The 20999-nt window shown below is 69.4% G+C and carries 15 protein-coding genes; 8 read left to right on the forward strand and 7 right to left on the reverse strand.

The features are described from left to right. Positions 1 to 85 precede the first annotated feature (85 nt). Both KY572_RS23080 and KY572_RS23085 read left to right on the forward strand, forming a co-directional pair. Complete coding sequence (locus KY572_RS23080; protein WP_224245102.1) at positions 86 to 1429, forward strand: LbetaH domain-containing protein; 1344 nt, start codon at positions 86 to 88, stop codon at positions 1427 to 1429. Between the two features lie 50 nt (positions 1430 to 1479). Beyond that, entirely contained in the window at positions 1480 to 2448 is a 969-nt protein-coding gene (locus tag KY572_RS23085) for a quinone oxidoreductase family protein (protein ID WP_224245103.1), read from the forward strand. An 8-nt stretch (positions 2449 to 2456) separates the two neighbouring features. Here KY572_RS23085 and KY572_RS23090 read toward each other — a convergent pair whose 3' ends face one another. Continuing rightward, the gene (locus tag KY572_RS23090) at positions 2457 to 4295 is read right to left on the reverse strand and encodes a hypothetical protein (protein ID WP_224245104.1); all 1839 of its coding nucleotides are present in this window, start codon (positions 4293 to 4295) and stop codon (positions 2457 to 2459) included. A gap of 108 nt (positions 4296 to 4403) precedes the next feature. Further along, positions 4404 to 6389, reverse strand: a complete 1986-nt coding sequence (locus KY572_RS23095; RefSeq protein WP_263451918.1) for an alkaline phosphatase PhoX — start codon at positions 6387 to 6389, stop codon at positions 4404 to 4406. A gap of 253 nt (positions 6390 to 6642) precedes the next feature. Here KY572_RS23095 and KY572_RS23105 point away from each other — a divergent pair, with 253 nt between their 5' ends. Continuing rightward, positions 6643 to 7365 (forward strand): YebC/PmpR family DNA-binding transcriptional regulator, encoded by a 723-nt coding sequence (locus tag KY572_RS23105; protein ID WP_224245105.1) that lies wholly within the window; start codon positions 6643 to 6645, stop codon positions 7363 to 7365. A gap of 60 nt (positions 7366 to 7425) precedes the next feature. On the opposite strand, the gene KY572_RS23110 is transcribed toward KY572_RS23105, so the two are convergent. The 4 genes from KY572_RS23110 to KY572_RS23125 are packed head-to-tail and all read right to left on the reverse strand — an operon-like array spanning position 7426 to position 12786. Continuing rightward, a complete protein-coding gene (locus tag KY572_RS23110) occupies positions 7426 to 7782 on the reverse strand; it encodes a hypothetical protein (RefSeq protein WP_224245106.1) in 357 nt (118 codons plus the stop codon). Positions 7783 to 7821: 39 nt separating this feature from the next. Next, positions 7822 to 9873 carry a hypothetical protein gene (locus KY572_RS23115; protein WP_224245107.1) on the reverse strand — a complete coding sequence of 684 codons (2052 nt, stop codon included), beginning with the start codon at positions 9871 to 9873 and terminating at the stop codon, positions 7822 to 7824. Between the two features lie 22 nt (positions 9874 to 9895). Next, positions 9896 to 10774, reverse strand: coding sequence for a hypothetical protein (locus tag KY572_RS23120; protein ID WP_224245108.1), 879 nt, complete (start codon positions 10772 to 10774; stop codon positions 9896 to 9898). A gap of 14 nt (positions 10775 to 10788) precedes the next feature. Next, on the reverse strand, positions 10789 to 12786 hold the full coding sequence (locus KY572_RS23125) for a serine/threonine-protein kinase (protein WP_224245109.1): 1998 nt from the start codon (positions 12784 to 12786) through the stop codon (positions 10789 to 10791). An 803-nt stretch (positions 12787 to 13589) separates the two neighbouring features. Here KY572_RS23125 and KY572_RS23130 point away from each other — a divergent pair. The 5 genes from KY572_RS23130 to KY572_RS23150 all read left to right on the forward strand — a co-directional run bounded on the left by KY572_RS23130 (position 13590) and on the right by KY572_RS23150 (position 19618). Next, on the forward strand, positions 13590 to 13838 hold the full coding sequence (locus KY572_RS23130; protein WP_224245110.1) for a hypothetical protein: 249 nt from the start codon (positions 13590 to 13592) through the stop codon (positions 13836 to 13838). 197 nt (positions 13839 to 14035) lie between these two features. Further along, positions 14036 to 15088, forward strand: coding sequence for a type III polyketide synthase (locus tag KY572_RS23135; protein WP_224245111.1), 1053 nt, complete (start codon positions 14036 to 14038; stop codon positions 15086 to 15088). Positions 15089 to 15103: 15 nt separating this feature from the next. Then, a complete protein-coding gene (locus tag KY572_RS23140) occupies positions 15104 to 16906 on the forward strand; it encodes an AMP-binding protein (RefSeq protein WP_224245112.1) in 1803 nt (600 codons plus the stop codon). A gap of 8 nt (positions 16907 to 16914) precedes the next feature. Continuing rightward, positions 16915 to 18480, forward strand: coding sequence for a bifunctional 3-(3-hydroxy-phenyl)propionate/3-hydroxycinnamic acid hydroxylase (locus KY572_RS23145; protein ID WP_224245113.1), 1566 nt, complete (start codon positions 16915 to 16917; stop codon positions 18478 to 18480). Positions 18481 to 18532: 52 nt separating this feature from the next. Continuing rightward, positions 18533 to 19618, forward strand: coding sequence for an acyl-CoA dehydrogenase family protein (locus KY572_RS23150; protein WP_224245114.1), 1086 nt, complete (start codon positions 18533 to 18535; stop codon positions 19616 to 19618). Between the two features lie 4 nt (positions 19619 to 19622). On the opposite strand, the gene KY572_RS23155 is transcribed toward KY572_RS23150, so the two are convergent. Further along, positions 19623 to 20978 (reverse strand): sensor histidine kinase, encoded by a 1356-nt coding sequence (locus tag KY572_RS23155; protein WP_224245115.1) that lies wholly within the window; start codon positions 20976 to 20978, stop codon positions 19623 to 19625. Positions 20979 to 20999: the final 21 nt, after the last annotated feature.

Below are 20999 nucleotides of genomic sequence, written 5' to 3' on the forward strand. Positions count from 1 at the left end.
GCCTCGGGTCGAGAGCCCTCCAGGCGGCACGGGCCACGGCGAGGGCCTTGAATCCCCGCTCCGGAAGTGCGCGAATCCATGCCCTATGAGCCGCGAACCTGACTCCAGGGAGAAGTCGCTCGAGGAGCGCCTCGCACGCGTGCACGACGTGCTCGCGCGCGCGGACGAGGCTGAACCCGCCAAGGGGCAGGCGCTCGCGGAGGCTCCCAAGCCCTCATGGGCGCTCGCGATCGGCTCGGGTGCGCTCGCCACGATACTCATCATGATCGCGGTCGTGGGCGGCCAGTGGGTGCTCCTGGCTCCGGCCATCATCTTCGCCATTGCAGCCTTCCGCTCCGTCGCCGGCGCCAGCAAGAGCCCCATGAGCCAGGAGTCCTCCGCCTCCAAGCCAGGCCTGACGGCTCAGGAAGACACGCGGAGTCCCCGCATCGGCATGGGCGCCACCGTCGCGTCCGACGTGATCCTCGAGCCGGGCGCTGTCATCGAGATGGGCGCGACGGTCGGCTCGGGGGCGACGATCCGCTCGGGCGCCGTCATACGCATGGGCGCCACCGTGATGTCGAACGCCGTCATCGAGCCCCGCGCCATCGTGTCCTGGGGCGCGACGGTTCATGCGGGGGCGGTCATCGGTAACGATGCCGTCGTCGGCGCGGGGGCTGACGTCATGGCCGGCGCTCATGTGCCGCCGCATACCTCGATGCTTCCAGGCTCCACCTATCACTCGCCCGCGGGGCGGGGTGAGGCTCTCCCGGCGGCCGCCGCGAAGCCGCAGGCCGCCGCGAAGCCACGGACCGAGACACCCGTCGATCCCCGTCAGGCCCGCATCGATGCCATCTGCGATCGCCTGGAGACCGAGCTGCGCGATGCTCCCGAGAGCGTGCGCTCGTTCCTCGGCACCAACTCCGGCACGATCGCGACGCTGCGGCGCACCTGCCATGATCTCCTGCGGCGCGAGCGCGCCCTGCGCGACGAGGCGTCCAGTGAGGCGCTCTCCCGGCTCGACTCCGAGAAGGCGGTCCTGGAGTCGCGCATCGCCAGCACCAAGGACGAGCCCGTGCGCCGCTCGCTTCGGGGCGCCGTGGCGGCCATCGAGGAGCAGAAGCGCCAGCGTGAGCTCCTCCGGCGCAACGCGGACCGGCTCGACGCGGAGTTCACGCGGTTCTCCTGGACGCTCGAGGGGATGGTCGCCCAGATGGTGCGTCTGCGCAGCGCGGCCCCTCAGCCGGGGGCCGTCGCGGATCCGGAGCTCGAGAAGAGCCTCCACCAGCTGCACCGGGAGATCGACGCGATCGCCGACGCACTGGAGCATGTCTCCTCGGGAGCGGAAGAGCCCGCCTCCTCGCCGATGCCTGCCATCGATGAGTCCGTGGCCGGCCCGTCCGATGAGGAGAGGGAGCGCGCCGGCCGTCCTCGCCAGCGTGACCGTTGAAGGAGAAGTCCAGGCGAAGCCGCACCGCCTCGGCTATATGAAGCCGGGCCATGAGAGCGGTTCGTTACCACCAGACGGGTGGGCCAGAAGTGCTGCGTCTCGAGGAGGCGCCGGAGCCTGTGCCCGGACCGGGCGAGGTCCAGCTCCGCGTTCACGCGGCAGGGGTGAACTTCGCGGACACGGAGCGGCGTCGTGGGCTCTATGACGCCCAGGTGCCGCTGCCTCGGATCCTCGGGAGCGAGGCCGCGGGGGTCGTCTCGGCGGTGGGGCCCGGTGTGGACCCGGCCCTCGTGGGACGACGGGCCGTCACACTGACGACGGGCAGCTATGCCGAGCTGGTGAAGGCTCCGGCGAGCAGCCTGGTGGCGCTGCCCGACAACGTGTCCTTCGAGACCGCGGCCGCGGTGCCGGTGCAGGGGCTGACGGCGTACCACCTGCTCCGCACGGTCGGCCAGGTCCGCGAAGGACAGTCCGTGCTCGTCCATGCCGCGGCTGGAGGCGTGGGCGTGCTGGCGGTGCAGCTCGCGAAGGCCGCCGGGGCGCGCGTCCTCGGCACGGTGTCGAGCGAGACCAAGGCCCAGCTCGTCCAGGAGCTGGGCGCGGATGACGTCATCCGCTACGACCATGAGGACGTGGTGGCGGAGGTCCACCGGCGCACGGGAGGGCAGGGCGTGGACCTGGTGCTGGATGCCGTGGGCGCGAGCACGTGGGCAGGGAGCCTGCAGGTGCTGGCGCCTTTCGGTCATCTGGTGAGCTACGGCTCGGCGAGTGGTTCACCGCCACCCGTCGATGTGGAGGCCCTCTTCGCGAAGTCCCTGAAGGTCAGCGCGTACTGGCTGCACACGCCGCATCCGCCCGGCGCGCACCATCAGGCCCTGGAGTCGCTTGTTCGCGACGTCTCGGAGGGAAGGCTCCGCATCCTCATCGGGCTGAAGCTCCCGCTGGCCGAAGCCGCCGAGGCGCACCGTCGCCTGGAAGGCCGGGAGACGGTGGGCAAGGTGGTGCTGACGGTGCGGTGAGCCGGCGATCAGCGCGAGCCCGCAAGGCGCCCGCTCTGGGGGGCTCGGGGCGGCTTGCCCGGGCTCGCCGTCCTGGCGCCAGCCATGGGCAGCCCCGGGTAGCGGGTGACCGTTCCCTCTCGCGGCCCGGGGAGCGGATCTCCCACGCCGGTCTCCAGCGCGGGCTCTCCCGGAGGAATCTCGCGGTGGACCTGGGCGGCGGGCTCCAGGATGGCGTCGCGTCCACGCACGTAGCTCTGCTCGCGCACGATCAGCCGGTACGCCTTGTCCAGCTGGAGGGCTCGCGCGGGGCTCGGCAGGAGCAGGGTGGAGATGTCGGTGCGCAGTGCCTCGGTGGCCTCGGGACGGAGCGCGCCGTCCGCGGTGAAGAAGCGCTCGAGCACCTCGGTGTTCGCGCGGAGCTCGTCACCGGCGCCATTGTGCTCCAGGTAGTAGGCGTATTCGCCACGGCCGTCCGCGCGCACGGGCTCCCGCTGCCCCTCGAGTCCGCGCTGGGACGCGTGGAACCACCCGGCCCGGAACTCGGAGGCGGGCAGCTTGCGGCCGAAGGAGAAGACGCTGTCATCCGTCGCGCCCACGCCCGAGTGGCAGCCGATGCAGAACGCATGCTCCTCGCGGGTCTGCGGCCGGAGCTGGCCCTGGGCGTCCTCGATGAAGCCCTGGAGGCGCCAGCCCACGCCGTTGCCCAGCCCCTGCTCGGACGGGCCTCCGATGCCGCGCGTCTTGTCCGGGGACTGCTCCGCCTCGAAGGCCTCGCGCCCGGCGGCCTGCATGAGCGTGCCGTAGCTGACCCAGCCCTTCTTCACCATGTAGCGCAGCTCCTTCAGCCGCGCCGCCATGCGGGGCTTGCCGTCCACCACGTCCAGGTAGCGCACGGTGTGCGCGAACTCCGTCCCCTCCGGGAAGAGGCCTGCCGCCAGGTGGAGCGAGCCCTCCTGCTGCATCAGGCGCGCGCGGCCTACCCAGCTCATGGTGCGCTGGGGCGGCGCCCACGTGAACTTCACCTGCCGCGCCGTCCCCATCCGTCCATCCCCGTCGAGATCGACGCCCAGGCGCGCCTCCGGCGTCGGGGAGATGGCAACGTCCCTGCGTGCCACCAGCGACTCGAGGATGGCGAGGTTGAGGGCGTAGAGGTCGAGGTCCGCCTTGCCGCTCTCGTCCTGCCGGAACGCCTCCGGGAGGCGGATCAGCACATCCCCGAAGGAGCCGTTGGTGGGCCAGAACGTCCCAGGGAAGGGGTAGTACGCGAACGTCCGCCAGCCCGTGAGGCTCCCGTCGGGCAGGTGGTCGAAGCCGCGCTCATCGAAGGAGAAGGCGACGTCCGGCGTCCACCCGCCCCAGCGGCCGTCATGATCGAGATCCCACTCCGCCGGAACCTTCTGGAGCGTCCGAGCCAGGAGCGGCGTGCCATCCGGAGCCAGGTAGTTGCCCTGGCGGACGTAGGCGAGGATCTCCTCGTCCGAGGTGGCCGCGATGGCCGCGCGCCGGTCCACGAAGAGGTTGGTCCACGGGTTGCGCCGCGCCAGCGCGGGGAAGGCGAAGTCGAGCTGCACGGCGGCATCGTCGATGTAATTGGGCGGAATGGAGCCCTGGTGGCACACGAAGCACGGGTTGTGCGTGCGCCCCTTCTCGTCCTTCGTCTTCGTGTAGCACTGCGGCGGGATGTACGGCGTGCGGTGCGAGAGTTCCTCGGTCCGTAGCTCGTTCCTCCGCTCCAGGTGCGCAAGCCCCGCGTCCTGGGGAGAAGCTCCGGGGGCTCCCGCGTCCGCGACCTTGGACTCCGAGCCACGGCACGCGCAGGCGAACAGGAAGATCAGCAGTGGCAGCAGGGCAGGGCGCGGCGACATCAGCGGGAGTGGCTCCGGCGGGTGCCGCGGAGGCAGCCTCCGCGGCATCGTGGTCTCGACAGGAAGAGCGCCCGGACCGCCTCGGGGAGACGGTCCGGGCCCAGGTGATTACTTCAGCGGCGGGAACGGTCCGAAGACGCCCACCCAGCTGTCGCGGCCGGTCGCCTCGGGATCGTTGACGTGGCTGGCGTCCGTCTCTCCGTACGGGTGCTGCACGACGCCCAGCAGGTAGCCGTGGCCAGCCAGGTCCGGGTACCAATAGGGCGAGGTGGTCTCGGCGCCGTAGGGCGTGGTCATGATGCGCGTCAGCTTCCCGGTCAGGATGTTGTACGACCAGATGGCATCGTTCTGGTGACCGCTGGTGTCCTCGCCGATGACCAGCGTGTGGTAGCCGGGCAGGAACGTCACGTTGTCCGGGCTGGCGATGCCGCTCACGCTGCAGGTGTTGCCCGCGTACGGGCTGTTCGCCGCGTAGGTGGTCGGCTGGCCCATGATCACCGGGTACCAGTTGAGGGGCGCGTACTGCGTCACCACGTTGCCAGAGGCGTCCGTCCAGGGACCGGCGTTCAGCGCGAACACTCCGCCGCACAGGTTGGGCGCGACGCTGATGTGGTCATCGCCGCCCGGCTGGCTGGTCATGCCCTTGGAGATCTCCGTCAGCGCGATGTAGACCGTGCGCGCGTCGGGATCGTACGTGAGGCCCTCTTCCTTGTTCAGCTCGGTGGTGGCGCCGAGCAGGGCCGCGTAGCGCCGCGTCTCCAGACGCGAGGCCGCCAGCTCCATGCCGGGCTTGAGCTTGAGGCACTCGATCTTCTCCGAGTTCGCGCCGCGGACCGCCTTGAAGCCCGCCGTCTGGCAGCTCCCATCGGTGTAGGGGGGCTCCGCCTCGAAGATGTCGGCGAAGGTGATGCGCGGAGCATTGCCCGGCGGGTGGATCAGCGCGCGGACCTGGTCGTTCGTCGCGTGGCCCAGGCTGATCCACTCGATGTCGGCGGTGAACGTCGCCGAGCCCGGGGGCGTCGTCTGGTAGACGCGCATCGCGTACAGCGTGCCGGCGCTCAGGTCCCTGGGCGCGTCGGTGATGAACATGTAGAGGCCCACGTTCGCGCCGTCATCGGTGAGCAGCACCGTCCGGTTGTCCGGCATGACGTAGGGGACCTCGAGCGAGCCACGCCCCGCCGCGTAGTGCTTCTTCAGCGAGGCATTGCCGTTCGCGTCCAGGGTGATCTCCACCGGGTAGCCGGCGAAGTAGGGCGAGTACGCCGACAGGAAGTCCTGGAAGTTGCCGTCGGGGACGCCGTCCGAGTTGGCGTCGGTGAGGTCCACGTTGAAGTACTGGGCGGCCAGCTTGAACTCGGGGAACGTGGGAGAGGTGGCCTTGGCCTTGAGGTCCGCCCAGCTCGTGCGCTCCTGGACGAAGCGGGCGTCCGGCGGGAACTCCTCGGAGGCCAAGTGCGTGCCCCACGGGGACTTCGTGCCGGCGCAGGAGTACCAGAAGCCGTCGATGGGCGAGGTGTCGAGCGCCTTCGTCGCCGTCGCCGACAGCGCGCCGTTCGCATCCTTGGAGATGCTCGTCACGTACATGCCCGCCGGGATCGACTCGGTCGAGTTGTACATGAAGATCTTCCCACCCGCCTCCAGGAACGAGGTGTTGTCGTGGGTGTTGGTGACGACGATCTCGCCCGCCTCGTCGCGCAGCGGCTTGCCGGACGCGGACAGGAGCACCCCCAGGCAGGTGGAGGGGCTGTTGACCAGATCGCACTTGCGCTCGGGGCGCGAGGGATCCTGGCGACTCCGCAGGAGCGTCGTGAAGCTGATGGGGACGTCGACGCCGTTCACCTTGGCGGAGGTGGAGGCGCGTACCGTGTTCTTCTCCGCGTTGGTGCGGGGGAAGCCTACTTCCGCGAACTCGATCGATCTCGGCTTGCCTGGCTCGCCCGTGGGGCCCGCCGGGCCAGCGGGACCAGGGGTACCCGGCTCACCGGCCTCGCCATCCTTGCCCGTGGGGCCCTGATCGCCAGTACATGAAGTGAGAGCAAGGGTGCCGGCCAGCAGCACGGCCGAGGCCGAGCGACCCGTTCGAAACTTGGTCATGTGGTGTTTTCCTCTTCCAGGGGAGGGAGCCGGGAGGATACCCGGTAGCGCTGACTTTCTGGATCCCTCGTGGCGCTTCCTGGGCGTTCTCGTCACGTGTTCGTGAAGGAGTCCACGAGGGGCGGATTTCACCTGGGTGACGCGCCATGACAAGGCCGGGCTTTCAGGCCGGAGGAGCCAGCACGCGGAGCGGGCAATCGGCCACACGAGATGGCTTCCATTCCCCCGCCTCCCTGCTACAACGGGCCCCGCTATGGGACGCATCTTCGAGACACGCAAGGCGACGATGTTCGCCCGCTGGAACAAGATGGCCAAGGTGTTCACGCGCATCAGCAAGGACATTGCGATCGCGGTGAAGGCATCCGGGCCCAACCCCGACACGAACTCGGCGCTGCGCCGCGCCATCCAGAACGCGCGCGCGGCCAACATGCCGAAGGACAAGGTCGAGAGCGCCATCAAGCGCGCCAGCGGCCACGAGGCCGAGAACTACGACGTCGTCCTCTACGAGGGCTACGGGCCGCACGGCATCGCCGTGCTGGTGGAGACCGCCACCAACAACGTGGTGCGCACCGTGGCCAACGTGCGCATGCACTTCAACAAGTATGGCGGCAGCCTGGGCACCACGGGCAGCGTGGCCTTCCAGTTCAAGCGCATGGGCGTCTTCCGCTTGAACCCCGAGGGTGTGGACGCGGAGGCGCTGGAGCTGGACCTCATCGACCACGGGCTCGAGGAGATGGGCGAGAGCACCGGCGAGAAGGGCGAGAAGCAGCTCGTCATCCGCTGCGCCTTCAACGACTTCGGGCAGCTGCAGTCGGCCATCGAGGCCCGCGGCCTCACGGTCCTGTCCGCGGACTCGGAGTACGTGGCGCAGAACCTCATCGAGCTGCCAGAGGAGCAGGCCAACGAGGTGCTCAAGCTGGTCGACTCGCTCGAGCAGGACGAAGACGTGCAGCGTGTCTTCTACAACCTGGGCTGACCGCGCCGCGCACGACGGCGCCCCCCACGGGACACGGGAAGGGGGCGCCGGAGCGCCGGGCTAGTAGCAGCCCGGCGGGGGATAGATGGCGTTCAGGCAGGTGCCGCCGCCGCCGCCGCCGCCACCGCCGCCGCCACCACCGCACGTGTACCCGTTCCGCTGCTGGTAGGCACCTCGCTGCACGCCGTACTTGGTGACGGTGCCGTCGCAGTTGCAGTCCTCACGCCCCTGCTCGACGGCGTAGGTGTTGTTGGTGTACCAGGTGCGCGTCCACGTGCTGGAGCCCGTGCAGGCCCAGAGGAGCGCCTGCTCCTGGGAGTCGAGGGTCTCCTGAGCGGTCTCTTCCTCGGGGACTCCACCGCAGGCGGTGATGAGCAGGGCGGCGACGCACATCCTTGCTGCGCGCTTCATGAGCATGGACTCTTCCTCCAGGTGAAATGAGCGGGACTGCACGTCCTACCTATCACGAGTCGCGAGCCTGCGCCCGAGCAGCCCCAGGAGCATCAGGCCCAGCAGCAGCGGCACACCCGCTCCGCCTCCCGAGGCACAGCCCCAGCCGAGCGGAGAGCCAGGCTCCGTCGGGTCCGGTTCGCCGTCCCCATCCGGGCCCGCGTCGCCCGTGCCGCCGCCACCGTCGCCGGTGCCGCCGTCCGCCTCGGTGCCTCCATCACCGTCGCCCGTGCCGCCGTCCGCCTCGGTGCCGCCGTCACCTTCCTGGCTACCTCCGTCGGGCTCGCCGGTGCCGCCATCCGGGAGCGTGATCATCACCCCATTCGAGCGCTCCACCGTGGTGATGCCATAGATGTTCCGGGCCCGGACGGTGGCGTAGTACCGGGTGCCCACGTTCAGGGTCAGCCCCGGCTGGGTCCTGGCGCTAGCGGTTCCGACCGAGGTGAAGGGCAGCAGCAGCTCCGGGGCCTCGAAGGTGCCGAGCGCCCACTCGTACTGGATGACCTGCGCCCCGTCCGAGAACGGGGTCCAGTTCGCGGAGAGGGTGGTGGTGGAGGTCTGCTCCTGGAGCTCCATGGAGGGATCGAGGCCATCACTCACCACGCCCGCCACGGGCGGAGTGATGTCCGCGAGATCCAGGGCCGCGAGGTACCCATCCGTGGGAGTGCTGGGGGTCGAGTCGTAGGCGGGATCCCTCGCCATGGGAAACCCGCCGTCCGAGGAGGTTTGCATGGCCACCAGGAGCTGGCTCTGTGGCACGAACACCATCCCCGTGGAGATGTCCGCGCCATTGCCACCGAAGTAGGAGATCCAGCCTTCGCCTCCCGCGGCGGGCAGCGCGGCCACGAAGCCCTCTCGCAAGCCCGTCCCGGACTCGATCGAGGTGTCGACCGAGACGGAGTTGTTCGCCAGAAGGTTGTCCGAGGCCGTCGTTCCGACGATGTAGGTGGTGCTGCTGGTGTCGAAGGCGATGTCCACCGCCTCATCGTCGGCCCCGCCTCCGACCACGCGGTTTTCGAGCAGTGCGCCGTCGAGGGTCAGCCAGGTGACGAGGGCGTTCCTGCCCCCGGGGACTGGCGGTGGGCTGAGGCCGGTGGAGTTCGTGTGGCCCGCGATGACGATCCTTCGAGGTGACAGCGGCATCACCTTGATGGCCTTGCCCTCGTCGAGGTTCGCGCCTCCGACGTAGGTCACCCACTCCAGACCACCGAGGTCCGTGTCGAACCGAGCCACGAACGCATCGCTGGCGCCGCCGCGATACGGGCGCAGGGGAGGGGGCGTGGTGGAGATCGGATTGGAGCTGGTCGTCCCCACCACGAGCAGCTTGCCGGCCTCCTCCGTGAGGCCGAAGAGCTGATCCTTCCCCGAGCCGCCGATGAGCTTGGGGCCCCAGGAGAACACGTCGGGGTTGGCGGTGTTCAGCTTGATGACGAAGCCATCTCCCGTCGCGGCCGAGGGGCCACCGAGGAAGTTGGTGGAGTCCGTGTGCCCCACGACATAGAGGGCAGTGCCCACGAGGGCGACTCCGGTGACGACGTCGTTGCGGTCTCCCCCCAGGTACATGAACCACTCGCAGGTTCCGTCGTACTTCACCTTGGCGATGAAGCCGTCTTCCATGCCCCGGTGCGGCGTCCTGTACGTCGAGGTGCATCCCGTGACGGTCGTCGACAGGGTGGAGCCCACGATGTAGGCCTCACCCTGGCTGCTGACCGCGACGGCCGTGGCCGTGTCGGTGCCGCCGCCTCCGTACACCTGCTTGAACACCCCCCGGCCATCGCTGTCGAAGCGGGCGAGGAAGAAGTTCTGGCTCGACAGCGAGCCCGGCGTGGCATTCGGCTCGAGGCTGGCCGAGCGGGTGTTGCCGACGACCACGGTCTCTCCACCACTCAACTGCGCCATGGCCGAGATGAGATCGGCGTCCGTGCCGCCGAAGTAGGTGGCCCAGCGCACGCTGGCGGCCTTGGGCTGAGCGTCCGCGGCCAGCGGCAGGGTGGTGGCCCCAAGCAACACGAGCGCGGCGGCCGTCAGTGCGGCCCCGCGCGACAGGTGAAAGGACACGGTTGTGATCCCCCTCGAACGGTTACAACAGATCGAACCCCACGCCCGCCGAGCTCGTCAGGACGAAGGAGCGGTACTGGTTCGAGTCCTCGACCTTGAGATACTCCGCCCCCACGTCCAGCAGGAGGGTGATGCGGCTGGCCGGAGCCAGGCGCAGGCCGGCCACCGCGCCGCCACCATAGGCGCTCGCGCCCGGCACCGCCGTGCCTCGCAGCGCCAGGCGCGGCTGCACCGTGCCAGCGCCCAGCAGCAGGCCCACCTCCGCCCCGAAGCCAGGGTTGTCACCCATCAGCACGCGGGCGTTCAGATCCATCGCGCCGAGCCCCACCGTCAGGGCGCCACCCACGCCGGCTCCCTTGCCCAGCGGATCCACGAAGCCGAAGAGCTCCGGCCGCAGCTGCACCGGCTTCGCCTCCTCGTCCTCGGTGGGAGTGTCCTCGGGCGGGTTCTTGCGCGCCTCCTCCTGCTCGCGCGCCAGTCGCTCGGCCTCCAGGCGCTGGCGCTCGGCCTCCTGACGCTGGCGCTCTTCCTCCAGGCGCTTGTTCTCCACCGCCTGGCGCTGCTCCTCCACGCCCTTGCGCGCCTTCTCGGCCAGCGCCACGAAGTCGGGAGGGAAGAGGATGGGGTCCACCTGGAGCGCGGGTGCCGTCAGCGCCAGCTCCTCGAGCTGGATGCGAGCGGCCTCCTCCGCGCCGGAGGCATGCAGCGCCGCCGCGAGGTACAGCCGCGCCTTGACGCGGTCCTCCTTGGAGAGCCTGGAAGAGCGCAGCTCCTCCTCGAGGGCCTTGCGCGCCCGCGCATAGTCTCCGCGCTCGTACAGCGCGACACCGCGCAGCTCGGCGTGCGCTGGCGGCGCCGCGAACAGCACCCAGCCTACGGACAGCAGAACGATCACTCGCATGGAGACTCGACGGCTCAGGGACCAGTCACGGGCTGGAACTTCACGTTGTGCTCCAACGTCGCGCCCGACTTGATGTCGATGGTGGCTTGATAGGGCTGCAGGCTCGGGTTGGAGACGAGCAGCAGCGTGTGCCGGCCCGGGGGCAGCTCGAGGTCATTGGTGGGAGGCACCCGACCGCGCTCCTTCCCATCCACGTAGATCATCGCCCAGCCGCGGATGTTGATGTGCAGGATGCCCGGCTTCCCGCTCTCCGTCGCCTTGCCGCTGGTGGGACGTGAGTTGGAGTTGCGGCCCGTCTGGGACATGCCCAGGCGATCCGGGGTCTTCTTCTGCGGAGGCTCGACCACGGGCTCGGTCGGCTGAGCGATGCGGAGCGTGCCCGCGTCCTCGGGAGGCTGCGCCGGCGGCTCGCTTGTGGGCGGCACCACCGCCAGCGACGGAGGCGGCTTCACCTCCTCGGCGGCGGGAGGGGGCTTGATGGGCTCGGGCCTGCTCGGATCAGGCGTCAGCTCGGTGACGGGGACGGGGACGGGAGTCTCCTCGCGGCCCATGCTCCAGAGGCCCAGGCCAGCGAGCGCCAGCAGCACCACCGCGCCCACGGCGAGCCGCGGCAGGCGGTTTGCGCGAATGGTGGGGACGCGCTCGGTGCTCGCAGGAGACTGGCGCGTCGGACGGACGGAGAGCTCCTCATCGGCCTCGAGCGACAGCACCGTGTCGCTGCGGGGCGGCGCCGCCGGAGCCGTGAGCGTCTCGGGCGAGGCCCGCGAGCTCCGCGGCGCGGGCGCACCCTGCGACAGCGCCAGGCGCTCGCTGGTGCTCAGGCTCGGCATCTCGTCGGTGGGCTTCTCACCCTTCGGGGCCGGCTCCAGGCGCGTGGCGCCCTCGGCCAGCTGCTTGCTGATGGCCTTCAGCTCCCGGCGCACCGCGTCCGCGGAGGCGGGCCGCTCCGAAGGCGTCTTCGCCAGCAGCCGCAGCACCAGCTTGTCCAGCGCCGGGTGCAGGTCCACATAGGTGGAAGGCGCGGGTGGACGCGACTGCACGTGCTGGATGGCGATGGCCATGCCCGACGGGCCCTCGAAGGGCAGGCGCCGCGTGAGCATCTCGAAGGCGATCACGCCCACCGCGTACAGGTCCGTGTGCGGCCCCACCGCCTGACCGGTGGCCTGCTCCGGCGCCATGTACTCGGGCGTGCCGACGATCATGCTGGCGCGCGTCTGCGGAGTGGTGCCGTGGGGCACCTCGCTGCGCTTGGCCAGGCCGAAGTCCAGCACCTTCACGCACTCGGCCCCGCTGGAGTCACGCACCACGAAGATGTTGCCCGGCTTGAGGTCGCGGTGGATGACGCCCGTGGCGTGCGCGGCGGCGAGCGCCCCCAGCAGCTCGTCCATGAGCGCGATGACCTCGAGCTCCAGCATGGGGGCGCGCTGAGCGATGATCTCGTCGAGCGGCGAGCCCTCCAGGTACTCCATCACCAGGTACTGGCCCACGTGCGGGATGGTGCCGAACCCGAACACGTCGATGATGCCGCGGTGGCGGATGGCGCTGGCCGCGCGGGCCTCGGCGATCAGATCGCGCGCGCCGCCGCCCTCGGAGAACTCCGGGCGCAGGATCTTGATGGCCACCTTGCGGCCGATGATGGGGTGCTCGCCCTCGTAGACGATGCCCATGCCGCCCGCGCCGATGCGGCGCTTGACGACGAAGTCTCCGAGCGTCTTGCCCACCAGCACGTCGCGCGACACCGTGGCTTCCCACGAGCCCTCGTCCACGGACTCCATCTCCTCGACGGGAGCGGGCGTCAGCTGCGGCCTGGGCGCGGCGGCCTTGGCGTTGGCGCGAGGAGCCATCGACTCGCGACGCACGGTGGCCTCCTCCCCGAAGGGGTTCTCCGCCACGCCGCGCGCACCGTCTCGGGGACAGACCGCGGTCCCGGGGGGCAGCATGGCTCCGCACTGAGAGCACTTCATCAGGCCGCGCATCGAGTGATTCATCGCTTTCGGCACCGAGACGGACATGGAGGCCCCCAGCCGTTTGGGCTCAGGTCCCACTGGAATCCGACCCTTCCAGCGGAGCGAAATCTTCCGACGAATATCGCACAGCGTGATCAAGACGAACAGCAGCCCCTCACGATCTTTCCGGCGTGCGAAGTCTCCGCCCGCCATGCATGCTCGCCTGCTGGTGTCAACGGTTTAGAGCGGACGTGGGAACTAAGTGATGGGTGGTGAACAGAACCCTCCGTGCGGCTCGCTCTCCCCGGACGGGATCCCGGCGTGAAAAGCCGGTCGCGACCCCACTGTTTGCTGCCCCCAGGACCCACGTAACGGTCCGGGTCCTTGTCAATTTGAACCCGGAAGTTCTCAGTTCTTGAGAACTCTTCGCTTGCGACGGACATGGGGGCTCCAGTCATGGGCGGCGCCCGATTCCTGATCCCGCGACGCGGTGTGCCAGCGGCATGTCGTGGATGACCCGAGACGTTGGATCGGGGGCCTTTGGGAGAGCTACCGAGACTGCGGCCGCTCACATCCCTTTACCCCCGGAATTCCATCAGCGATTTCGTCTTTGTTTACTATTTTTACTAACAGTCCATGTCCATCCGGGTATGCTGATTTGTCAGCATATAGGCCCGAATGTGGGCTCAAGTGGCCCTTCCATGGATTGCGGAGAAGGTCGCATACTCAATGGAAACAGGCCAAACTCTTCTTCAAGCCGTTCCATTTCTTTCGAAGTTTAAAAAATCCAGAATGGGAGGGAGTCGATCATGAATCAGGGTAGCCGTGAGCAAGAGGTGTTCCAAAGGATCCAGGAGCACCTGAAAGCGGTGGATCCCCAACTGGATCTCAGTGCGATTGCCCCTGGCGCCTCGCTGAGTCAGCAGCTGGGCCTGGACTCGCTGCGGCTGGCTACCCTGTTTGATCGCATCCGCCAGGACAACGCTGGCATCAACCTGCTCCCCTGGTTCATGAACGCGGCGCGTCAAGGTGGTGACTCGCTGGAGAGCCTGGTCACCTTCATGGTGAAGGCAGGCGAGCAGCAGCAACAGCAGCAGTCGCAGCAGCGGGCACCCTGAGTCCGAGAGACTGTACTGCCCGTCTCTGAAGCCCGCGGGTTCGTCTCTCCATGGCCTCGGCTCGGCCCAGCCGGGGGGACTGCTCCTTCGCACGAACTACTTCCGCCCGATTCCCGCTCGCGAGGAGCGTGACAGTCCGTCCTCGCCGTCGTCTCGGAGTCCTTTCGCTCCCCATCCGGTATCCAGAGAGGTCCCCCATGCCCAGCCAGAAGCTGCCCACCGTGCTGAAGATCGAGTCAGCGGCTCCCCCCCAGGTCTACTCCCAGGAGGAGCTGTTCAACACCTTCTTCAAGCAGCTGTACGAGAGCATTCCCCAGGCCGAGGAGCTGTTCCGGTCCACGCGCGTCAAGCAGCGGCACCTGTGCTGGGGGCCGCAGGAGGCGTTCGCCAACGGCTCGCCGCCCACCAGCGAGCGCATGCGGCGCTGGGAGCGCACGGTGCACGAGCTGGGGCTGCAGTCGCTGCCACCGCTGCTGCAGAGCGTGGATCGCGAGCGCGTGGGCAGCTTCGTGATGGCCAGCTGCACGGGCTACGCGGGGCCCACGCCGGAGATGATGCTGGCGCGCGCGATGGGGCTGCGCAAGGACCTGCGCCGCACGATGATCGGACACATGGGCTGCTACGCGGCCTTCAACACGCTGAAGGTGGCGGTGGACGCGCTGGCGGCGCGCCCCGATGAGCTGGTGCTGGTGAACTGCACGGAGCTGTGCGGGCTCCACGTGCGGCCGGAGGTGACCAAGGAGCAGGTCGTGGTCCACTCGCTCTTCGGTGACGCGAGCGCCTCGCTGCTGCTCTCCAACGAGGAGCCCGGGGCGGGCCCGCAGATCATCCGGACGCACACGGAGACGCACTACGAGACGCACGAGGCGATGACGTGGACGGTGCTGGATGACGGCTTCCGGATGACGCTGTCGTCGTACGTGCCCTTCATCCTCTCGGAGGCGGTGATCCCGTTCCTGGAGCGGCTGCTGGGGCCCTCGGGGCTGCGGGTGGAGGACGTGAAGCACTGGGGCATCCACCCGGGCGGGCCGAAGATCGTCGACTTCGTCGCCAGGCGGCTCGCGCTCTCCGAGCAGCAGCAGCGCGCGTCGTGGGAGGTGCTGGCGAACTACGGCAACTGCTCCTCGTCGACGATCCTGCTCATCCTCAAGAACATCCTCGAGGTGGACCGCCCCAAGCCCGGCGAGTACGGAGTGTTCATGGCCTTCGGGCCGGGGCTCACCATGGAGTCGATGCTGATCCGCTTCTGAGCGCGGGGACTGCCCATGACGATCTCCAGCCCTCACCTGATCTCCGGCCCCACGCTCAACTTCGGTCCTGGCATGGGCGTCCACCCCGCGCGACGGCACTTCACGCCGAGCCACACCTTCACTCCGCTCACGCGCTACACCAGCGTGGCGGACATCCTGATGGAGCGCGCGCGGAGGGATCCGAACCGGGAGACGTTCTTCCTGGTGGACATCGAGGACAAGCTGACCTCGGTGACCAACGCGGGCATGCTGGCGCTGGCGCAGCAGGCCGCCTCGGCGCTGTCCCGGCGGGGAGTGAAGCGCGGGGATCGCGTCTTCATCTGCTTCGACACGGGCCCCGCGCAGCTGTGCGCCTTCTTCGGCTGCAGCCTGCTGGGCGCGGTGCCGGTGATGGCGGAGCCGCCGCTGGGGTTCGCGCGCATGCTGAGCTGGCAGGAGCGGGCGCGCAAGCTGACGGCGGACGCGGAGGTGAAGGCCTTCATCGTGGAGGAGGGCCTGCGCGAGCTGGCCGAGCCGGTGGCCGCCGAGCGAGGCGGGCTGCCCATCATGGGGCCCACGGAGCTGATGGAGCCCGGCGAGCCGGTGGACGTGCCCGCGCTGAGGCCGGACGAGCTGGCGTTCATCCAGTTCTCCTCGGGCACCACGTCGGATGCCAAGGGCGTGATGGTGACGCACGGGGCGCTGATGACGAACGCGACGCGCATCGCCGAGGCGACGCGCACGCAGCCCCACCACCTGAACATGGCGTGGCTGCCGCTCTACCACGACATGGGACTGGTGGGGACGCTCATCACCCCGATGATCCGGGATCTGCAGGTGGCGCTGATGCCGCCGCTGAGCTTCGTGATGAAGCCGCAGCGCTGGCTGTGGGCGATCCACTACTTCAAGGCGGCGCTGAGCCAGGCGCCGAACTTCGCCTACCTCCTGTGCGTCAACAAGATCCCCGACGAGGAGCTGCGGGGGCTGAACCTGAGCTTCTGGCGCCTGGCCTTCTCGGGGGCCGAGTTCATCGACCACAGGACGCTGGAGAAGTTCCAGCAGCGCTTCGCGCAGTACGGGTTCCGAGCCACCACGCACTTCCCGGTGTACGGGATGGCGGAGTCCGTGCTGGCCGCCACGTTCCCGGATCCGGACGCCGAGCCGTACCTGGACGTCATCTCGCGCGAGCGTCTGTACGAGGACGGCGAGGCCGTCCCGGTAGCGCCGGAGGATCCGAACGCGATGGTGCTGGTGGGCGTCGGCCGGCCGTTCCCCGGGCACGAGCTGCGGATCGTCGACGCGGACGGAGCGCCGCTTCCGGAGCGCCGTCAGGGGCAGGTGCTGCTCAAGGGGCCGTCGCTGGCCGCGGGCTACGTGAACCAGCCGAAGCTGACCGCCGAGTCGTTCCGGGACGGCTGGCTGTGGACGGGAGACCTGGGCTACGTGGCGGACGGAGAGCTCTTCATCTCCGGGCGCATGAAGGAGCTCATCATCAAGGGAGGCCGCAACTACCACCCGTTCGCCTTCGAGACCGCGGCGGCGCAGGTGAAGGGCTGCCGCGCCGGCAGCGTGGTGGCGTTCGGGGCGCCGGATCCGACTGCTGGCACCGAGCACGTCGTCATCGTCTTCGAGACGAACGTGGAGGATGCGGCCGAGGTCTCCGCGCTCTGCAAGCAGGTGGAGAAGGCAGTCTACGACGCGACGGGGCTGCGGCCGGATCGGGTGCTGCCGGCTCCGCCCAGGACGCTGCCGAAGACGAGCAGCGGCAAGCTGCAGCGCGGTCGGGTCCGGGACATGGTGCTGGCCGGCAACCTGCCTTCGGTGCCACCCAAGGAGTGACTTCCCAGATGGTACCGGTGGCGATCGTGGGGGCGGGCCCGGTGGGCCTCACCCTGGCCAATCTCCTGGGGCTCCGGGGCATCCAGACCGTGGTCCTCGAGCGCAACGCGGGGACGGTGGAGGAGGCCCGGGCCGTCAGCCTGGACGACGAGGCGCTGCGCATCCTCGCCGCCACGGGCCTGCTGGACACGCTCTCGGCGGACATGATCCTGGGGGCGAGGGCCACCTACTACGACAGTGACGGCGGCATCCTGTTCGAGGTCGAGCCGACCCAGCCCGCCTTCGGCTATCCGCTCATCTCCTTGTTCCTGCAGCCCAGGCTCGAGGCGGGGCTCGCCGAGGGCACCAGGCGCTTCGAGCACGTGCAGGTGAGGTTCCGCCACTCGGTGGATCGCCTCACCCCCGAGGCCGACGGCGTCGTGCTCGAGGGCTACGACGCGGACCATCGCCGCTTCTCGCTGAAGGCGAGCTACGTGGTCGGCTGTGATGGGGGGCGCAGCACGGTGCGCTCGGAGACGGGCATCCAGATGGTGGGCTCCACGTACAAGGAGCGCTGGCTGGTGCTGGATGCCGCCGGGTACACGTACGGCGAGCCTCGGGTCCGGTTCTTCTGCGATCCCGCGCGCCCGACCGTCTCCGTGCCGATACCTCACGGGTGCCACCGCTGGGAGTTCCTGCTCCAGCCCCACGAGACGGATGAGGAGATGCTGGCGCCGGAGAAGCTCGACGCGCTGCTGCGCCGACACATCGATCCGCGCTCCATCCAGATCCTGCGCAAGGTCGTCTACACGTTCCACGCGCGGCGGGCGGGGCGCTTCCGCAAGGGCCGGATCCTCCTCGCGGGGGACGCGGCCCACCTCATGCCTCCGTTTGGCGGGCAGGGCATGTGCTCGGGCCTGCGGGATGCGCACAACCTGAGCTGGAAGCTGGACGCGGTGCTCCAGGGGCGTGCGTCGGACAAGCTGCTGGACACCTATGAGGCGGAGCGCTCCCGGCACGTGCGCGAGATGACGCTGGGGTCGACGCTCCTGGGGCAGATCGTGATGGCGCGCAACCGGGCGGGAGTGAGCCTGCGCGACGCCTTCTTCAAGATGCTCTCGCTCAGCCCGGAGACCCGGCTCTTCGTGCGTGAGGCGCGCTTCAAGCCCCCGCCGCAGATCCAGGCGGGCCTGCTCTGGCGCCACCTGGAGCGAGGGCCCTGGACCGGGGTGATGCTCCCCCAGCCACGGGTGCGGACCGCGAGCGGGGAGGTGCTGCTGCTCGATCAGGTGCTGGGACCGGACTTCACGCTCCTGGGGCTGAACGCGGATCCGTCCTTCGCCCTGCCTGCCCAGCTCCTGGCGCGCTGGACGCGGCTCGCGCTGCGTCAGCTCAGCGTCGTGCGGCCCTCCAGCCGGAGCCAGCTCCGGGCCAACGAGGTGGTCGACGTGGATGGCGTGTTCTCCTCGGCGACGGGCGAGAAGGCCTCCGGCTTCTGCCTGCTGCGCCCGGACCGGTACGTCGCCGCGCACTTCCACGCGGACCAGGCTCCGCTCGTATCGGAGTTCCTCGAGCGCTCCTTCCAGTCCGCCTGAGCTTCTGTTTCGCGCTGCCTGGCGGGCCGCTAGGATGAGCCGGGGTGCGCGGATGACGGATGCAGACCTTCTGAAGGAAGCGGAGCGGCTCCAGGTGTTGTTGGCGGAGCACGCCGCGAAGCACGATCGAGACACCACCTTCTCCGAGGAGGGGAGGGAGGCCATCGTCCGGTCGCCGTTGAACACGGCGCTGCTGGATGGCGCCTCCTGGCTCACCTTCGGGCGGATTGTCGCCGCCCTGTCGCGGGGAGATGCCTCCTTCGGCACGGCGTGGCTGATGCACCAGGGCGCGGCGGCCGCCCTGCGGGCCCTGCCAGAGCCCGCGCTGGTCTCCTCCTTCGAGGCCGAGTTCCGCAAGGGCGCCTGGTTCGGCAACGCCCTGGGCGAGCCCACCAGCGGCAACCAGTTCCTGTCGCCCCAGCAGCAGGCCCGCCGCGTGGAGGGAGGCTGGCGCCTCAGCGGGGCCAAGCGCTTCGTCTCGGGAGGCGAGCACGCGAGGTACCTGCTCACCAATGCCCTCTGTGACGGGGTGCCCGGCTTCTTCCTCATCGACAAGGATGAGTCCATCCGCGTGGAGGAGATCTGGGATCCCATGGGCATGCGCGCCACGCGCAGCCAGCTGATGCACTTCCAGGACACGCTCCTGCCGGAGTCCCGCCGGCTGCGGTTGGATCCCTCCGCGCCCAACGCCATCGCCGTGGGCCTGCCGTGGATCTCCGTGGGCATCGCCGAGGCGTCCCTGGACTTCGCCATCCGCTACGCCAAGGAGCGCCGGCTGCCCCCGGAGAACCGGCCCATCGCCGAGCTCCAGTGGGTCCAGTTCTCGGTGGCGGACATGAGCACCCGCCTGGAGGCCGCGCGCTCGCTGGCCATGCGCTCGGCCACCGCCACCGATCAGCGCGCGCCGGATGCCCCCGTTCTGCAGATGCAGGCCAAGTCCGTCGCCAACGAGGCGGCCGTGGCCATCAGCACCGCGGCGCTGGAGATCGCCGGAGGCTCGGGCTACCTGCGCAGCCGCCCCATCGAGCGCTACGTCCGGGACGCCATGAGCGGGCCGCTGATGGCCTGGTCCTCCGCCGTCGTCCGCGACTTCGTCGGCAAGTCGCTCCTCGGGCTGCTGGGACCGCCTCCGGGCTGAGCCCTCAGGCGCGCGTGACGGGCAGGCGGATGGTGAAGGTGGTGCCCTGGCCGGGCGCGCTCTCGACCTCGATGCGGCCCTGGTGCCGGGCGATGATGCTCTGGCTGACGGACAGGCCCAGCCCGGTGCCCTGGCCTCGGGGCTTGGTGGTGAAGAAGGGGGTGAAGAGCCGGGAGAGCGTCTCCGGCGCCATGCCCTTGCCCGTGTCCGCGATGCGCACCACCACCTCGTTGCCCTCGTGCCGGGTGCGGACGCGAATCTCGCCCGTCGTCTCGATGGCCTGGGCCGCGTTGATGAGCAGGTTGGTGAAGACCTGGGAGAGCTGCGTCGGGTGGCAGCGGATCATCGGCAGCGGACCGAGATCCCGCTCCACCGTGCACTTGTACTTGAGCTCGTTCCACACCATGCGCAGCGTGGACTCCAGCTCCGTGTTCACGTCCGCCAGCTGTGCCTCGCCCGAGTCATCCCGAGCGAACATCCTCAGGCTCTGGACGATCTCCTTGATGCGCCGCGCGCCCTCCATGGACTCCTGGAGCAGGGCGGGCATGTCATCGACGATCGAGGCCGCGTCCTCCTTCTTCCACAGCGCCTCGATCCGGGCGAGCACGGCCTCCCGGGCCGCCAGAGGCATGGAGCCCTGGGCGACGAGCAGCTCCTGCTGCAGGTGCAGCAGCGGCGTGAGGGCCGAGACGTACTGACAGAGCGTGCTCAGGTTGCTCAGCACATAGCTCATGGGGTTGCTGACCTCGTGCGCGACGCCGGCGGCCATCTGTCCGATGGAGGCCAGCTTCTCGGCCTGGATGAGCTGCATCTGCCGCTCCTCCAGCTCCCGGGTCGTCTGGAGCAGCTTCTCGGTGCGGCTCTGCACCAGCTCCTCCAGGTGCGCGCGGTGGCGCCGCAGCTCCTCATCCTGCTGGCGCAGCCGCTCCTCTGCCCGCTTGCGCTCGGTGATGTTGCGCACGATGCACACGGCCTCTTCCGGCCCGCTGCGGATGATGCGCGTCTCGTAGTGCTGGAGCCTGCCCCCTACCTCCAGCTCGTACTCGAAGACCTCCAGCGTGCCCTCGAGGATGGCCCGCCGCAGGCCCGCGAGCATCCGCTCGATGAGGGCCGCAGGGATGGGCATCTGGCGGATGTTGGTGCCGAGCAGGGCGGCCGGAGGGACCAGCAGCTCCTCGGGGCTGTTGACGATGAAGTCGAGGTAGGTGCCATCCAGGCTCTGCCGGAAGATGAGATCCGGCAAGGCGTGGAGCAGGGCATTCAGGCGCTCCTCGCTGCGCCGCGAGGCACGCGCGGCCTCCGTGTCGGCCTCGGCCCCCTCGAGGGAGCCCCGCTCCGCGGTGGTGGGCAGGTTCGACATCCAGAGGGCCTCGGACTTTCC

Origin of the sequence: Hyalangium gracile (assembly GCF_020103725.1) — a bacterium.
Lineage (GTDB): Bacteria > Myxococcota > Myxococcia > Myxococcales > Myxococcaceae > Hyalangium > Hyalangium gracile.

Bases quoted from the DNA above. Each gene is read 5' to 3' on its own strand.
- KY572_RS23155 (WP_224245115.1), bottom strand. From the start codon at position 20,978: ATGTCGAACCTGCCCACCACCGCGGAGCGGGGCTCCCTCGAGGGGGCC.
- KY572_RS23090 (WP_224245104.1), bottom strand. From the start codon at position 4,295: ATGTCGCCGCGCCCTGCCCTGCTGCCACTGCTGATCTTCCTGTTCGCC.
- KY572_RS23085 (WP_224245103.1), top strand. From the start codon at position 1,480: ATGAGAGCGGTTCGTTACCACCAGACGGGTGGGCCAGAAGTGCTGCGT.
- KY572_RS23145 (WP_224245113.1), top strand. From the start codon at position 16,915: ATGGTACCGGTGGCGATCGTGGGGGCGGGCCCGGTGGGCCTCACCCTG.
- KY572_RS23120 (WP_224245108.1), bottom strand. From the start codon at position 10,774: ATGCGAGTGATCGTTCTGCTGTCCGTAGGCTGGGTGCTGTTCGCGGCG.
- KY572_RS23135 (WP_224245111.1), top strand. From the start codon at position 14,036: ATGCCCAGCCAGAAGCTGCCCACCGTGCTGAAGATCGAGTCAGCGGCT.
- KY572_RS23095 (WP_263451918.1), bottom strand. From the start codon at position 6,389: ATGACCAAGTTTCGAACGGGTCGCTCGGCCTCGGCCGTGCTGCTGGCC.
- KY572_RS23105 (WP_224245105.1), top strand. From the start codon at position 6,643: ATGGGACGCATCTTCGAGACACGCAAGGCGACGATGTTCGCCCGCTGG.
- KY572_RS23125 (WP_224245109.1), bottom strand. From the start codon at position 12,786: ATGTCCGTCTCGGTGCCGAAAGCGATGAATCACTCGATGCGCGGCCTG.
- KY572_RS23110 (WP_224245106.1), bottom strand. From the start codon at position 7,782: ATGCTCATGAAGCGCGCAGCAAGGATGTGCGTCGCCGCCCTGCTCATC.
- KY572_RS23080 (WP_224245102.1), top strand. From the start codon at position 86: ATGAGCCGCGAACCTGACTCCAGGGAGAAGTCGCTCGAGGAGCGCCTC.
- KY572_RS23150 (WP_224245114.1), top strand. From the start codon at position 18,533: ATGACGGATGCAGACCTTCTGAAGGAAGCGGAGCGGCTCCAGGTGTTG.
- KY572_RS23140 (WP_224245112.1), top strand. From the start codon at position 15,104: ATGACGATCTCCAGCCCTCACCTGATCTCCGGCCCCACGCTCAACTTC.